We start from the raw sequence: 16,720 nt of genomic DNA on the forward strand, positions 1-16,720 counted from the left end.
TGCTAAACAGGATGAACGGAGAAAACAAAAACGTAGTGTGCTTCGGAGAGATCCTTTGGGATATGCTTCCCTCGGGAAAGAAACCCGGCGGGGCACCGATGAATGTTGCTTATCATCTCAATCGTCTAGGTATTCAAAGCACCATCATCAGCCGCATCGGCGATGATGAGGCGGGGCGGGAACTGAGCAGCTTTTTGGACAACATTGGGCTGTCCACGGAAAACATCCAGATCGATAGCGACCACGAAACCAGCAAAGTAATAGCCTGTATTGGAGCTGATAATGAAGTTTTATATGAGATCATAGCTCCGGTGGCGTGGGATTTCATCCAATATGAAGAGCGCTTTGCAACACTCCTACAAGCCGCTGATGTATTGGTATATGGTAGCCTCATCGCCAGAAATGAAGCCAGCCGTGATACATTACTTAGCTTGCTGGGAAAGGCACGTTACCGATTATTCGATGTCAATCTTCGGGCACCCCATTACACGCCTGCTGTTGTCGATCAGTTGATGCAAGCGGCTGATGCTATCAAATTGAATATTCACGAACTGGTAGCGGTGTCGGGTTGGCTGGGTAACCGATCGGGCGATGAATATGCCGGTATTGGCTTGTTACAGGACTATTATGGCATACAGGAGATTATCGTGACTAAGGGATCGCAGGGGGCGTCCTATTATACGCCAAACTCCAGACACGATTATCCGGCTGTATCCGTGGACGTCAAGGACACCGTAGGGAGCGGTGATTCGTTTCTTGCGGCATTTCTGGCACAAAAGCTACGCGGCGAAACCAGCGACAATATGCTGGAGTTTGCAACGACCCTCGGTGCTTATGTGACCACACAATCAGGCGCATGTCCACCCTATTCACGCATGGACCTCAATCGGTTTATGTGGGAGAAATATCTGGAGAGCATACAATGGAAACAATAAATTTTAACTAATCATATTACGTTAACCAATTAAAATGATGAACCTAGCAATCATTAAACCCCTTGCTCCAACGTAACGGAACACGTTACATGTAATCGGATTAGTTTCCGATCACGAAACTGTAGAAGTAAAAGCAGACGAGGTTTTCGACTGCTTATAGGGATGTTTTTTTAAAAAATTATACAAATGAAGACTAAATTATTTTTACTTTATTGTTGTGTCCTTTTGGTACAAACCCTGTCTGCACAGGAAACTGTAATCACTGGTAAAGTAACTGACCAAAATGGGCTGCCGCTCGACGCAGTAAGTGTACTCACTGTCGAAACCAACGTTGGTGCCGTTACAAATGAGGATGGCTCCTTTCGTATTTCAGCCGCCATCGGGCAAACACTGAGGTTCTCGATGGTTGGAGCCAAAGTGGAGGAAGTCAAGATAGAATCTCTGGAGCCACTTTCCATACAGTTGGAAGTTAATGTTGCATTGGACGAGGTGGTCGTAACGGGTTACCAAACTCAGCGTAAGGCAGACTTAACAGGAGCGGTTTCCGTGGTTGATGTTGAGGAGATGAACAAACAGGCGGTGGCCAACCCAATGAAAGCTCTGCAGGGGCAGGTACCGGGAATGTACATCACGGGTAGCGGTGCTCCCAGTGCGCCAGCTACGGTAAGAATCCGTGGAATCGGTACGCTCAACAACAATGACCCCCTTTACATCATCGATGGAGTGCCTACCAAGGCGGGTATGCATGAGCTCAATGCCGCAGACATCGAATCGATGCAGGTACTCAAAGATGCTTCAGCTGCAAGTATTTACGGGTCAAGGGCTGCTAACGGTGTAATCATTATTACCACCAAACGGGGCAAATCGGGCAATGCACAGCTGAATGTCAATGCATATACTTCCGCATCTTCCTATACTACACGGGCAAAAATGTTAGATACCGATGGTTATGGACGCGCATTATGGCAAGCCAGTGTCAACAGCAATATCGATCCCAACAATAGTGGTTTGCCCTACCAATTCGATTGGCGTGTCGATCCCACGACAAACCAACCTGTGCTAAACAGCATCATCATTCCGGAATTTCTGGATGCCGATCAAACGATGCGTTCCTCAGATACTGACTGGTTTGATGAAGTGTCGCGGGTGGGGACGGTTCAAAACTATGATGTACAGGTGTCAAATGGCACGGATCGAGGTAGTTATCTGCTTTCGCTAGGCTATTTCGACAACAATGGCATCATTAATACCACCAGCTTTAACCGGATATCCGCTCGGATTAATACGGATTATAAACTGTTTGAAGACAAGTTGACCATTGGACAAAACCTAAGCCTGACGAAGACAGAAGAAGTTTCTGCCGACATAATCAATACCGCACTGCAGGCATTACCAATTATTCCGGTGCATACGGTCGACGGAGCAGGGTGGGGTGGCCCTGTACAAGGTATGAACGACCGGCACAATCCCGTTCGTCTATTAGAAGACAACAGGCAAAATGGCTATGACTACACACGCTTGTTTGGCAATTTCTTTGCCGATCTGAAAATTATGGAAAATCTGGTTTTTCGCTCCAATTTTGGTATTGACTACGGCAATTTTTTCTCCCGAAACTGGCAAAAAAAGTTTCGGTCGGGCTATCTGGTCGGTGATGTCAATTGGCTTAACAATGAACAGACGCACAATGTAAAAACCACGTGGACAAACACGCTCAATTATATGCTCGAACGAAATGAGCACCGATTTGACATGGTCGCGGGGATGGAATTTTATACCGAAAGTAACACTCACTTCGGGGCTAGGCGGGAGGATTTTGTACTGGAGCACCCCGACTATATGTACCTTGATGCAGGTACTGGTATCATGACTACAGTCGGTAACGGCGCAAGGCATGCGTTATTGTCGTACTTCGCTAAAGCCAACTATTCCTATCTCAATAAATATCTCCTATCCGCCACCATTCGATACGATGGATCGTCTCGATTTGGCGAAAACAATCGATTTGGTCTGTTCCCTGCCTTCTCCGCCGGTTGGCGCCTGAGTGAGGAGAGTTTTATCAAAAGTAATACCTCGTTGTTTGATGACCTCAAACTTCGTTTCGGCTGGGGTGTTACTGGCAATCAAGAAATCGATAACCATGCAATTTTCAACATCTATCTACCTAACTACAATGCTACCTCTTACGATATTTCAGGCAACGGTAGTGGTGTACTCCCATCAGGCTTTTACCTGACACAGAATGCTAATCCTAATCTGCGTTGGGAAGCGACACAGATGAGCAACATCGGGCTCGATTTTTCTTTGTTGAACCAAAGCCTTTACGGCAGCGTTGACTATTATATTAAAAAGACATCTGACATCCTTTTATTGCCCCCATACATCGGCGTCTTAGGTGAAGGTGGCAACATGTGGGTAAATGGAGCTTCGATGGAAAACAAAGGATTCGAGCTGGTATTGGGACACCGTAGCCGTATTAACGATGACTTACGCCTGGATCTGACGGCTAATTTCGATGTGGTAAGAAACAAAGTAACTCATTTACCTGCAGAAGTCATCAATGCATATGGTGGTGATGGTCGGGGGCAAAATATCTTAGGTCGAACGTTTGGCTCACATTTCGGTTATGTCGCTGATGGACTGTTCCATACTCAGGAAGAGGTAGACGCACACGCCGAACAGCCCAACAAAGGTGTCGGCCGAATCCGATACCGGGATATCGATGGCAACGGCATTATTAATGACCTGGATCGTACCTGGATTGGCGTGCCGCTGCCCAAGTTCACATATGGTCTTAATGCTCAGGTCAATTACAAAAAATTCGACTTTTCTTTCTTCTTACAAGGGATAGGCCCCGTGGACGTAAACAACCAATTCAAGCTGCATACCGATTTCTGGAGTGCAGTTGAATCTTCATCAAACAAGGGGTCGAGGTTGCTTAATGCGTGGTCGCCCAGTAACCCTAATTCAGACATCCCGGCCCTATCGCTTACCGATGACAATTGGGAAGCTCGTTTTTCGACTTATTTTATAGAAAACGGCACATACCTTAAACTGAGGAACGTACAGTTCGGCTATACATTTGACCAAAAACTCCTCTCTCGGATAAAGCTGCAAGCACTCCGCGTGTATGTTGGAGGCGACAATTTGGGTATTTTGTTACGGTCCAAGTCGTTTACAGGTGTTGATCCCGAAAGCCCCGCTTTCGGCTATCCCAATCCGATGGTGCTTACCGGGGGAATCAATTTTCGGTTTTGATAAAAAAAAATGTGGCAATAACAATGATTGAATGAAATTGTAATCCGTTTTGTGATGAAAAGAATAATATATACAACGATGTGCTTAGCGACTATGGTATTTAGCGCTTGCACAAACTTGCTTGAAGTCGGACCCCGTGGTACGTTGGACGAAAATCAAGTATCAAACCCCGAGCAAGCCGAAGGTTTTGTCATCGCAGCCTATTCCCAATTAGGTAATGACGAAATCAATCGGGCATTTAGCATGTGGCAGTACGGAAATGTAAGGTCCGATGATGCCTACAAAGGCGGAGGCGGTATCAACGATGGTGATGTCTTTCATTTTATGGAAACCTTTGTTCCTTCGCGCCCAGACCAATGGAACTATGATGGAATTTGGTTCCATATTTATATTGGCATTCGGCGGGCAAATGAAGGGCTTCGAATTCTGGAACAGTTTACCGAAGAAGAATATCCGTTGGTTAATCGACGGAGAGGTGAGTTACGGTTTTTACGTGGATACTGGTATCTTATGGTTGAAAACCTGTTTAAAAACATTCCATACATTGACGAGACGGTTCCTGCTGAAGAATACAAATTTATGGTCAACAATGAGTTGAGCCGGGATGAGATATTGGATCGTATTGCTGCAGATTTCGAATTCGCTGCCGAAGTACTTCCCGAAACCCAGCCCGAGATAGGCCGCGCTAACAAATACGCCGCATACGCATTTTTGGCAAAAACACGACTTTTCCAAGCTTACGAGCAAGACCAGCAACACGCGGTAACCCGTATCAACAGCCAGCGATTGGAACAAGTTATCCAAGCGGCTGACCAAGTGATCGCTTCGCATTATCAATTGCAGCCAGACTTTGCCAACAACTTTCTGCCCGGCCCATACGAAAATGGAGTAGAGGCTATTATGTCCGTGCAGTTTTCCACAGATGATGGCGTGGGACGTGGTCGGGTAAACCATGGCGATATGCTTACCGTGCCCCAGGGAATAGGATGCTGTGATTTTCAGAAGCCTTCTCAGACGCTTGTAAACGCTTTTCGTACAAATGAGGCTGGTGTGCCGCTATTGGACACTTATAACACCGAAAATGTCGACTTCGGACAGCATTCGGTAGACCCGAGGCTTGACCATACCGTATCCAGGCCGGGGGTACCGTGGAAATACGAACCGGATATCATTGTCAATGCCGGTTGGGCGCGAAATATTACATTGTATGGCACATACAACTCTATGAAGGAAAATGTATCGCCGGACTGCGAGTGCTTCATTAATATCGCTCCTTTCTTCGGCACAACAAAAAACCGCATCCTCATTCGATACGCTGAAGTATTGCTGTTCAAAGCGGAAGCACTAATCGAGTTAGGAAGACAGGATGAGGCGTTACCGTTAATTAACGCATTACGAGCCCGCGCAGCCAATAGTACAGCGCTACTGATATTACCCGACGGCACTCCAAGCGCAGACTATAACGTGGGGCTATATGCGCCTGGCGACAATATTACTTGGGATCAAGAAACTGCGCGAAAAGCAGTCCGGTTTGAAAGACGCCTGGAACTGGCACTCGAAGGAGGGCGCTTTTTTGACCTTGTTCGTTGGGGAGTAGCCCAAGAAGCGCTTAATGCGTTCTTTGCAGCTGAGCGACCTTCACGGAATATATACCAAGGAGCTAATTTTACAAGTGGGCGGGACGAATACCTTCCTGTCCCACAAAACCAAATTTTTTGGAGTGAAAACAGATATGTTCAAAATCCCGGTTATTGAGCGTCTGAAAATATGATGGCATGAACCGCCCTTTGAACCGAATTTATGCTTTCCAGTGGCTTGTGTCGATAAATGTCAACGATTGGTACTCGGAGTTATATAAAGCAAAAATGTTTAATGAAAAACAATATGATAATCAGTATGTTAAGAAGATTGATGGTCGCCTTTACGCTTGGCGTCCTGACAACGTCAACCGTCGTTGCCAAGGAAAATCTCCTGCGTGATACCATGCAGGAGAAGTATCGTCCTCAATATCACTTCAGCCCCAAAAATGGGTGGATTGGGGATCCTGATGGGCTGGTATTCACTAAGGGACTTTTCCACCTATATTGGTGGGGGCATGCCGTCTCTCCCGATTTAGTACATTGGCAGGAACTACCTTACCCCATGAAAGGGGGAGACGGCACTTTTTCCTATTTTAGCGGGTCGGTAGTAGTAGACAAGCACAATACGGGTGGATTCGGTGAAAACAGTATGCTTGCTTTCTATACCAAGCATTTTCCAGGTGATTCCCTTCCGGAAACACAAGCTGTTTCCATTAGCCGCGACGGAGGGCTAAGTTACCATTATTACGAAAACAACCCGGTTTTGGATATCGGGAAAATATTTTTTAGAGATCCACAAGTATTTTGGCACACCCCTGATCAGCGGTGGAAAATGGTTGTTTCATTACCCGACGTACAGGAAATACACATCTACGAATCCGATGATTTGAAGCAGTGGCGTTTTTGCAGTGCATTCGGCGGTTTGGGAGCCCAAAATTCTTTTTGGGAGTGTCCTGATCTTTTCGAAATACCGGTATTGGGTGAAAGTGGTCACAAAAAATGGGTGATGCTTATCGGTCGGGGCCCGAATAGGGTACAATATTTTGTGGGGGACTTCGATGGACAAACTTTTACTCCAGATAGCCTAATAGTAAACTACCTTCAGCACGGTAGTGGGCTTCAAGGTGTCCTTTACGATGATTTTGAGAAAGGAATATCAGCGAAATGGAAAGCTAGCGATCGCGCTTTTCAAAGTCGGTCATCTCCTGTAGCTGCTACGGATTTTCTCGGTGAAAAGTATCTAGGCGACTTGTCGAACGGGTTGGCTACCGGATACGTCACCTCCGAGCCTTTTACCATCAGTCATGGGGCCATCAACTTTCTGATCGCCGGCGGGAGGCGCGTCGACTCGCTCTCAGTCAATTTAATTGTCGATGATCAGGTAGTTCGATCAACGACGGGCGACAATACTAGCGTCTTTAAATGGAATGGCTGGGATGTACGCGACCTTGCGGGTAAAGTGGGCCATATTGAAGTTGTTGACCTTGTGAATGATACCAGTCATGCTGCTATAGCAATAGATCATGTCCTTTTTTCAGACCAATTGATGAGTCATCAATTGGAACACGCGCTTTGGCTGGATTATGGCAATGATTACTATGCCACCCGCATATGGAGAAATTATGATGACCCACAACGATTCGGAGATACGGTGTTCGCTATCGGTTGGATGGGCAACTGGGAGTATGCCCGAAAAGCGCCATCCTCTTGGGGGCGCGGTTTTCAATCAATTCCGCGCACTATGGCGTTAAAGCGATATCCTACGGGATACCGTATAGTACAACGGCCAATCAACCAACTTAAACAACTGCGGCAGGCAGTACATCGGACGAACAACGTAATTGTAGAAGGGGTAAAGCCTCTTGAAGTATTCCAGCCAACGCGCAACACGTATGAAATGGAAGTCGAGTTTAGGCCGGGATCTGCCGCGAAATTTGGTTTCAATCTGCTTGTTGGTGATGGACGCAAGTTGGTGTTGACGTATGATCCGAAGCTTTCAATGATGTGTCTGGATCGCACCAACTGCACTGACTTCATTAGCGACCAACAGTTTACGAAGGCGTTTGCCAAGACGATGTATGCGCCGGTAGACTTACTGAATAACACCCTCAAGTTGCATATTTTTGTAGACCAAGCATCGGTTGAAATATTTACCAATGATGGCGAGGTTGTGTTTAGCGCAGTCACCTATCCGGGGGAGAACCAAACGGGTATCGAGCTATTTGCAGAAGGGGGAAGCGCGGAGATAGTGTCGCTGACCGCTTGGGAAATGAAATCGATTTGGGGTGAACCACAAGCATACGTTGACCTTCAATGACGGATGGTAATGAAAAAAATGGTAATTATGGAACTGAATGATGTGAAAATTTCCCATATAACACAAGAACAATGAAAAATATACGAGCAGTAACCGGCATTTTTATCGCCATGGCTTTGGGCTGTACAGAAGGACAACAACGAAATAACGCGCCCGAAACGGCGTTGGAGCAACACCGTCTAAACTACCATTTCTCACCGAAGACAAGCTGGATGAATGATCCCAATGGTATGGTATACCATAATGGTACGTACCATTTGTTCTTCCAACATAATCCTGATAGCAATGTATGGGGCCCCATGCATTGGGGGCATGCCACCAGCACAGACCTGGTTCATTGGGAAGAGCAATCGATCGGGTTATATCCGGATAGTTTAGGTACCATCTTCTCAGGAAGTGCGGTCGTCGATAAAGACAATACGGCGGGATTTGGCGAAAACGCATTAGTGGCAATATTTACCCACCACAATCACGCCATAGAGGATGCGCGGACCGGTTTGCACCAATACCAAAGCATCGCATATAGTACGGACGAGGGTACAACATGGACAAAATACGAAGGTAATCCGGTATTACCCAATCCGGGCATATGGGATTTCAGAGATCCGAAAGTCATGTGGCATGAAGCAACTGGCAGATGGATAATGACCCTCGCTACCAAACAAACCGTTACCTTTTATTCCTCGCCAAACCTGAAAGTATGGACCCAGCTAAGCGAATTTGGCGACGGCGTCGGCGCACATGGGGGAGTTTGGGAATGTCCTGATCTTATTAGTTTTGACCACGACGGCAAAGAAGTATGGGTATTACTCGTTAGTATTAACCCCGGCGGGCCGAATGGAGGTTCTGCCACCCAGTATTTTGTAGGTGACTTTGACGGTACGACGTTCACACCTTATGAAACCGAGGCCAAATGGTTGGACTATGGCAGAGACAACTACGCCGGCGTAACTTGGTCAAATATCGACGACCGACGGGTGTTCATTGGCTGGATGAATAATTGGGATTACGCTAATGTCGTACCTACAGGCAACTGGCGAGGAGCAGCAACGATTGCGCGTGACCTAGACGTCACATCAATCAATGGCAAATGGTATGTAACCTCAAAACCAGTTCCTGAGTTGGAAAACATCACGGAGTTAATCCATGAATTGCAGGAGCAGACCGCAGATGAAACATCCATCAAGCGTGTGGCTGGCGAAGTACCAAGCACCTATCGTCTCGATTTCATGGCCAAGGCGGATAAAGACTTCACTGTGAAGCTGAGAAACGATGCAAATGAGTGGGTGGATATCGGCTACGATGCTGTGGCAAAACAATTTTTCATTGATCGCCGCCAATCGGGTAACACCTCATTCAAGGATAATTTTGCCAGCCGGGATGTTGCACCGCGTATCGGTACGGATGGTAGTATTCGGATGTCAGTGTTCGTGGATGTAGCTTCCTTGGAACTGTTTGCGGATGATGGGCTGACCGTGATGACCGAAGTGTTCTTTCCGACGACTGTATATAACGACATTATATTGCAAGGGGGGGATGGACAGGCTTTTGGCGATATCAAAATCAGCCGAATTGCATCGATATGGAAATAGCCGTTCTTACTTTTATATTATAGAACCAATTGCACCGACTTTAGTACTCTTTAAATCAATCGATCATGCACTTTCACTATTTGCTTCCGTTACTCTCACTTTTAGGTAATCCGCAACAGGAACCGCTTTTCCAGGACCAGGTCATCGATGACCAAGTGTCCATTGGCTATGGCATAGCCATCGGGGATGTGGATGGCGATGGTAAACCGGATATCCTGCTGGCGGACAAGAAACAGTTTGTATGGTATCGCAATGGCGATTGGGAGAAATTCGTGATGATTGAAAACCTCACCGAGTATGACAATGTTTGTATTGCCGCCCGGGACATCGATGGCGATGGAAAAGTGGAAGTAGCCGTTGGCGCTCAATGGAACCCAGGGGAGACATCCGATACAGCAAAGTCAGGTGCCGTGCATTACCTGATTCGCCCCGACGACCCTACCCAACTATGGACGCCGGTAAAACTTCATCACGAGCCTACTGTGCACCGCATGCGGTGGGCCAAGGCCGCTGAAGGCAAGTACCACCTCATTGTATTGCCGCTCCATGGGAGGGGCAATAAAGACGGTGAAGGCGCAGGTGTAAACGTGATTGCCTATGAAAAACCAGAAGACCCACGGCAGGAATGGCAGCATTGGATCATCGACAATTCCATGCACCTGACGCACAACCTTGACGTACATGTCGGCGAAGGGGAGGAATATATCTATATCGGTGGCAAAGAAGGTGTGAAAGCGTTTTCCTATTCAGGAAACAGATGGCAAGGCAGTTGGCTAATCAAGGGACAGGCGTTCAGCGAACTGCGGGTGGGCCGTATGGAAAAGGGAGAGCCAGTTTTGGCTTCGATCGGACCGTTGCATGGTAACGTGGTCACCGCCTATGTGCCTCGACCTGCTATGCCAAAGCTGAACCATGCTAATCGGGTGATTGTAGACGAAGAGCTCCGCGAGGGCCACGGACTAGCGATGGCCGATTTCGTTGGTGCAGGGCACGATCAGATTGTGGCTGGCTGGCGTAACATCAATGCCGCCGGCCACATCGGAATAAAGATATATATCCCTTCTAATCCACTATGGGAAACGTGGGAGACAAGGACAATCGATATCGGAGGTATGGCTTGTGAAGACCTCGCGGTGGCCGATTTAAACGGCGATGGCAAACCAGATATTGTCGCCTCCGGCCGATCCACCCACAACCTGAAAATCTATTGGAACCGTACAGATAAATAGTCCCCTCTGCCTTTTTTTCGGCCAACCGGTTAAAGTTTTTCCCCTTTAACCAGGTCAACCGAGCGGCTGTTCACCTATTATTCCAGGCTAATTCATTCCTTTCAGCAATGTCGTTATCCCGCCATCCACCAAAATATCCGTTCCCGAAATAAAGCCGGCCGCCGGACTGATCAGGAACTCCACGGTGTTTGCGATGTCTTCGGGAGTGCCTATCCGGCCAACAGGTGTATTTTGGATCATGAACGCCATTTGCTTGGACGTTTCCTGTTCCTTTTTGCTCATTGGCGTACTGATGACTCCCGGGCTGATGGACACGATACGGGCTCCTTTCCTGCCCCAGCGGGCAGCGGACGAAGCGACCTGTAACCGGTTGGCCCGTTTGGACAATACATAGGCCTCGCCGGATTCCCGGATATGCCAGTTTCCGACCTGTTCCCTGAGCGCATCGGCGGATAAGGTGGCCACGGCCGATGTTTCTTCTTCCGTCAGCGCCCGGCCCAGGTATCCGGAATTGCTGGAAATGAAAATACCTAACTGGTGGAAAAAGATGAATGTGAGAAATGCCAGCCCCGCAATGATGACATAGCCCAGCAGGGTCTTGTTGGCGGCCAGTATGGCGCCCAGCTGCACCTGTCCGAAATTGCCCACCTGGCTGTACGTGTTCATGATTGCGGCGTCGAAGTAAAAGGCGAGGTTATTGACACTTTGCCATTGCAGGGCATACTGCACCCAGCTGAACAGCGCGCTGAAAAATGCCGTAGCGATAAAACTGCGGAACACCATGACCGACCCCACCGATGTGAGCATATCATTCTGGGGTATACCGTTCAGTCCATAAAGCCAGATTGCGATAAACAACGAGCACATTCCATAGCCATTCAGCAGCTGCGGCAGCAGAAACCAGTCGATGCTAAGGTCCGGCACCATCATGAAGTACAGGATCACGTAGTTCAATACATAGGCGGCAAACCCCGAAAAGATGTACATCTTGATCGGCAGTTTATGCTTGGTCCAGTGGAAACCGACAAATCCCGCGATGACCATGCCTGGCATCGTCATCAGGCTGAGTGAAGCATTGATTTTCCAGTTATAGCCGAGGATGGCGTTTGTATAGATGGACTGGATGGAACCGGTGCCCATGAACATCCCAAGTCCGACAAGCAGGAACACCCTGATGCGCAAAGAGCCTTACAAGCGCTTCGTCGAAAATAAGCTGCGGGAACATTTCGATTTTGAAGGCGTTCCCGTACAGGTGTATTTCCGGCAGAAATAGCGGAAAGCCCGCCCTGCTTTATAGCGGCACCAACGGGATGGATACCGTTATTTCAGTCCCGTTCGTATCCGATTGAATGGTGACTTCGCCGTTCAGGTAATTGGCTCGGCGGCGGATGGACAGCAGGCCCATCGTTGATTTTTCATTATCGGGTTTCTTTTGCCCCAATCCCTTCCCGTCGTCACTGATGAACAGCACGAGATTATCCATTTCTTCGTAAATCAAGATGCCCACTTGTTTAGCCCGTGCATGCTTGATGATATTGGTGATAGCCTCTTGGATGATGCGGAGTAAGGCAATCCGGGTATCGGCATTGACGCGCAGCAGTGAGTGATCGTCTATTTGAATGTTTTTTTGATAGCGACTATCAGGCAGGGCACGTTCAGTAAGCAACCTGATCCGCTGCTCAAAAGACTGCTCTTCCTGATCGTTGGCGGCATTGAACCATTCATGGCTTTTGTTTCTGGCTGTTTCATAAGCTGTCGTCACCGTTGTTTGCAGCGTACCCAACTTATGTTTTAAGAACGCATCATCGGTATCCATGGATAGCAGTTCCAACTGATGGCGGATGCTGGCAATGGACGAGGAAAGGCCATCGTGTAGATCCTGTCCGAGCCGCTGCTGTTCTTCCCTTACTGCCTGGTGCTTCGCCTCCTCCATGGCGATGATCTGCATATCGGCCGCATTGTTGAGGGCTTCCACCTGCTCTTTCGCTTTCCGGCTTTGACGTAGCATCGTCAAATAAATGGCCAAAATGATAATGATAGCTACAAATGAGATGATCAACAGCCAAGTGGTCCGCTGCTGTTTTACACTTTCCGCTTTTTGCAGGGCAATTCCGCTGTGCTCAGCTTGGGTATATGCATAAAGTAAATTACTTGATTCGGCCATGACATCTGCTTGTACATCCCGTTCAAGCTGCAAGGCATCGGCAAGCGATAGGTAGGCTTCACGGTAATTACCCTCCAAGGTCCACAGCTTACCTTTGAACTCAGCAATGTCGGCTCGTTGACTATCTCCGAAAGCAGTTGACGACTCGTATTTCTCGATGTAAGCACGGAGGCTGTCCTGATTTTGGAGGTTGATGTAGTTTTCTATGCGTAACCGGTTCAGGTTGACATCAATGAAACTCGTCGCCTGATCTTTATACGTGGTTTTCAGGCCTTCAAGATCGTTCAATAGGCTGTTTGCATCGTCATATCTTTGCTCAAAGTTGGCTACTGAAAGCGCAATGTCAATCATCAGCATGTCATTATACAGCATTTGGCTCCGGGAGAGCAACTCTTTACGCCGCAGGGTGGAGCCGATCCGATTTGCCAAGTCGGCTGTCTGATACACCGATGCCGTATCTTTCAGCCGGATGTAGCCCATTAGCACGGGAGACAAGATATATAGGGCATTCAATCCAACGGAGTGATCGATTTGATCCGTTTGTAAGCGATCCGGCAATCCTGTCAGATAGCTTCTTTCCCCTTCAAAAATTTCTATGACTTCACGATATAGTCTTAGCTCTTGGTAGATTTTGCTTTTTTGTAGTTGTTCCACCAATGGATGCTCCTCACCGTATCTTTTATATTCCTCAGAGACTTTTTCTGCATAATAGATGGATGCCCCCCTTTTTTTGAACATGCGCGCGTTGTTGAAAAAAAGGAAGAAGTAGCTGACGCGTGCACGACCGTATTGAGCCTTGCTCCATGCGATTTTTTCATACAGGGCGAGCAGATCCACCAGCTCTTTGGTTTCAAAATGCTTCCCCTCAGCCAACAGTTGATGGGTCAGTGAATCGGCTTTAACAAAATACTGTTCTGCAGTAATCCGGTTTGAATGGTAGGCTTGAGCCAAGTTGTCGAATTCTTCCCGGGCACGGGTGGGAGATTGACCGAGGGCAAGGGTGAACTGGCAGATCGTCATGAACAGGATCAAGATGACAGCGGAATGGCATTCCTTGGCTGGTTGATGGCGGTTTAAATTCATCATGTATTGTCGAAATAAGTTTTGTAGACAACGAAGGTAACAAATCCCGGTTAAATCAATTCCCTATTTCGCGCATAAGCCAATAATTCCGTAATAGAGTTTACATTAGCTTTGGCCATCATCTTGCGGCGGTGGGCCACAATGGTGTGTTTGCTCAGGTGCGTCTGATCAGCGGTTTGGGCGATCGATAATCCTTGCGCAAAATACTGCAAAATTTCCAATTCCCGTGCAGTAAATGGTAATGGGTTGGTCGAGTTTTTAGTAGCGAGAAATTCCTGGATTACTGGGCAAATATATTGTTCGCCCCGGCCAACCACGGACAGGCATTCGAGTATCGTGCTGAACCCGGATACTTTGCTGATAAAGCCGTCCGGACGATAGGCAATGATATTGGTTACGGTAACGGGGTTGACCACGGCGCTGATTACGATGACCGTTGTATGCCGGTTCAGCCGTCTGCATTCATTGATGAGCGGCAGCGCATTTTTGTCTTTCAGGTAGTAATCCAAAAAAAGGCAAATAGGTGCCGGGGAGTTTTTGACCAGGAACCGGGTAAATTCTTTTTCATGGGTAAAGGTGTGTACAGCTTGAAAAAGCTCCAACCGCTCGATCAAGGCTGAGAAGGAATCGGCAAATAAACTGTGATCATCAAAGATGATGGCGATGGTGTTCTTTCTTTCCATAAGTCAGTGCAATGAAGCAAATGTATGGGATTGATCCATCAAAAGGATAAGTGATAGCCAATACGGATCATCAATGGCTAATATATGTTATAGTTGCGATATACAATAGCATGTTTTTGTTATTTGCTGATTAAGTCCATTCAGGATGGAAAAAATATCCTTTTGTTTGCACACGATTTGCCTGTGAACGTCTGTTTTGTGTGATAATACCCAATGTATTTTATGGTCTCGTGATATGTGTATCGGCTGTTGCCGTAGGCTCTTTTCACAAATTAAGGATGGGACAGGTTTTTTTGCAAACGGCCTACAAGGTACTCACGATAGTAATAAAAATTGAATGAGATGAAACAGATAACAGGCAACAAGCCGGAAAATGGAAATCGCGAATTGATCCGCCAGCTGGACATCGGCGTTGTGATCGATTATTTTGGATGTACGGAGCTGTTAGACAATATCGGCTTCGCTGCGATAGCAGATTACCTGAAAGGTTGTGAGAAAGATAGGTTATACGAAGGGGCTGATGGCAGTACAGCCCCGTAGCTAGTCGTGCCAGCATCTACCAAAGCAAACTTTTTCTATACCGAACATTTTTCTGTGGAAATAAACATGATTTCATTGGATAATGTGAGAACCGACTGAATATCGACTGAATCTATTAACACCAGGAATCGAATAGCTCAAGCTTATCATAAGATATGAATAAACATTTACTACTCACGGTCGTTTCCATACTGTTCATGGGGGCGGCGTTTTCGCAGCAAAAGGTAAAGGACGGTACGGTTCAGGGCAATACGTTTCCAAACGGCAATGCCATACTGGAATTGGAAAGTGCCAACAAAGGCTTGCTGCATACCCGTGTGATGTTGACGAGCAGTACAGAAGCAACACCGTTGTCGCAACACGTGGAGGGGATGATGGTATACAATACCGCAACTGTCAACGATGTCGTGCCGGGTATCTACTATAATGATGGTGCCAGATGGGTGCTGGCTGGCGCGGTCACACAGGGAGCGAATAACATTAGTTATAATCCCGTATCCTACGAGATCACTTATGTTGATGATCAGGGTGATACGCAAGTCATCAATTTAAGGGAGATCGTACGGACCAATGAGACAGTGACCACGCTGGTGGATAATGAGGACGGCAGCTTTACTTACACCAACGAAGCCGGCGAGGCCGTAACCTTCGATGCGAATACGACCACAATGATCGATAATGGTGACGGCACCTACACCTTCACCAATGCCAATGGCGATGCCATTACCGTGGATGTTCCTGCCAGCGTAGTTGAAAACATCACCAACGAAGGCGAGATTTTTAACGCCATCGAAAACCTGATTAAGAATATCGGCGGCAACGTGTACTACGACGGAGACCAGTTCACGTATGTGGACGGGAACGGTGACACGCAGACCATCAACTTCGAGGAACTGGTGCAGGCCAACGAAACGGTTACGGCGCTGGTGGATAACACGGACGGCACGTATACGTACTACAACGAATCGGAGATGGACGATGACGGCAACCCGATCCCGGGGACGGGTGTCACGATCGACGTACCGGCGGACGTGATCAGCAATTTCGAGGAAATCATCAGCAACGAGACGGTGCTGAACGAGCTGATCGAGCAGTTGACCAATACCACCGTCGGCGGCAATGTGTATTACGACGGAAACCAGTTCACGTACGTTGACGGTGACGGCAACACACAGACCATCAATTTCGAGGAACTGGTGCAGGCGAACGAAACGGTGACCACTTTGGTGGATAACGAAGACGGCACTTACACCTACACGAGCGAAGACGGCACCGAAACCATCGTAGACGTGCCTGCAAGTGTTGTAAACCAGTTCGAGGAAGTGGTCAACGGCGGCCCGGT

11 protein-coding genes and 1 pseudogene are annotated in these 16,720 nt (G+C 47.6%); 9 read left to right on the top strand and 3 right to left on the bottom strand.

What is annotated here, in order from left to right; genetic code table 11:
• Nucleotides 1–11: 11 nt before the first annotated feature.
• The 6 genes from B5X72_RS14705 (at nt 12) to B5X72_RS14730 (ending at nt 10,908) form a co-directional block, all read left to right on the top strand.
• Complete coding sequence (locus B5X72_RS14705; RefSeq protein ID WP_176146225.1) at nt 12–935, top strand: carbohydrate kinase family protein; 924 nt, start codon at nt 12–14, stop codon at nt 933–935.
• A gap of 186 nt (nt 936–1,121) precedes the next feature.
• Nucleotides 1,122–4,190: a SusC/RagA family TonB-linked outer membrane protein gene (locus tag B5X72_RS14710; RefSeq protein WP_079717665.1), complete on the top strand. Its 3,069-nt coding sequence runs from the start codon at nt 1,122–1,124 to the stop codon at nt 4,188–4,190.
• Nucleotides 4,191–4,244: 54 nt separating this feature from the next.
• Entirely contained in the window at nt 4,245–5,945 is a 1,701-nt protein-coding gene (locus B5X72_RS14715) for a RagB/SusD family nutrient uptake outer membrane protein (RefSeq protein WP_079717666.1), read from the top strand.
• Nucleotides 5,946–6,086: 141 nt separating this feature from the next.
• A complete protein-coding gene (locus B5X72_RS14720) occupies nt 6,087–8,087 on the top strand; it encodes a glycoside hydrolase family 32 protein (RefSeq protein WP_176146226.1) in 2,001 nt (666 codons plus the stop codon).
• A 71-nt stretch (nt 8,088–8,158) separates the two neighbouring features.
• Nucleotides 8,159–9,679, top strand: coding sequence for a glycoside hydrolase family 32 protein (locus tag B5X72_RS14725; RefSeq protein WP_079717668.1), 1,521 nt, complete (start codon nt 8,159–8,161; stop codon nt 9,677–9,679).
• 65 nt (nt 9,680–9,744) lie between these two features.
• Nucleotides 9,745–10,908, top strand: coding sequence for an FG-GAP-like repeat-containing protein (locus tag B5X72_RS14730; RefSeq protein WP_079717669.1), 1,164 nt, complete (start codon nt 9,745–9,747; stop codon nt 10,906–10,908).
• A gap of 87 nt (nt 10,909–10,995) precedes the next feature.
• On the opposite strand, the gene B5X72_RS14735 is transcribed toward B5X72_RS14730, so the two are convergent.
• Nucleotides 10,996–12,054 carry an SDR family oxidoreductase gene (locus B5X72_RS14735; RefSeq protein ID WP_079717670.1) on the bottom strand — a complete coding sequence of 353 codons (1,059 nt, stop codon included), beginning with the start codon at nt 12,052–12,054 and terminating at the stop codon, nt 10,996–10,998.
• A gap of 34 nt (nt 12,055–12,088) precedes the next feature.
• Here B5X72_RS14735 and B5X72_RS14740 point away from each other — a divergent pair.
• Nucleotides 12,089–12,181: pseudogene (locus B5X72_RS14740) on the top strand (hypothetical protein); the annotation flags it as partial.
• 18 nt (nt 12,182–12,199) lie between these two features.
• On the opposite strand, the gene B5X72_RS14745 reads toward B5X72_RS14740, so the two are convergent.
• Complete coding sequence (locus B5X72_RS14745) at nt 12,200–14,158, bottom strand: sensor histidine kinase (RefSeq protein ID WP_079717671.1); 1,959 nt, start codon at nt 14,156–14,158, stop codon at nt 12,200–12,202.
• Between the two features lie 47 nt (nt 14,159–14,205).
• Nucleotides 14,206–14,838: a response regulator transcription factor gene (locus B5X72_RS14750; protein ID WP_079717672.1), complete on the bottom strand. Its 633-nt coding sequence runs from the start codon at nt 14,836–14,838 to the stop codon at nt 14,206–14,208.
• A 342-nt stretch (nt 14,839–15,180) separates the two neighbouring features.
• Between B5X72_RS14750 and B5X72_RS14755 the strand changes: the two genes are divergently transcribed.
• Together B5X72_RS14755 and B5X72_RS14760 are read left to right on the top strand one after the other, a co-directional pair.
• A complete protein-coding gene (locus tag B5X72_RS14755; protein ID WP_079717673.1) occupies nt 15,181–15,378 on the top strand; it encodes a hypothetical protein in 198 nt (65 codons plus the stop codon).
• A 155-nt stretch (nt 15,379–15,533) separates the two neighbouring features.
• A partial coding sequence (locus B5X72_RS14760) for a hypothetical protein (protein WP_217698148.1) occupies nt 15,534–16,720 on the top strand: 1,187 nt, incomplete at its 3' end.

Origin of the sequence: Parapedobacter luteus (genome assembly GCF_900168055.1) — a bacterium.
Taxonomy (GTDB): Bacteria; Bacteroidota; Bacteroidia; order Sphingobacteriales; family Sphingobacteriaceae; genus Parapedobacter; species Parapedobacter luteus.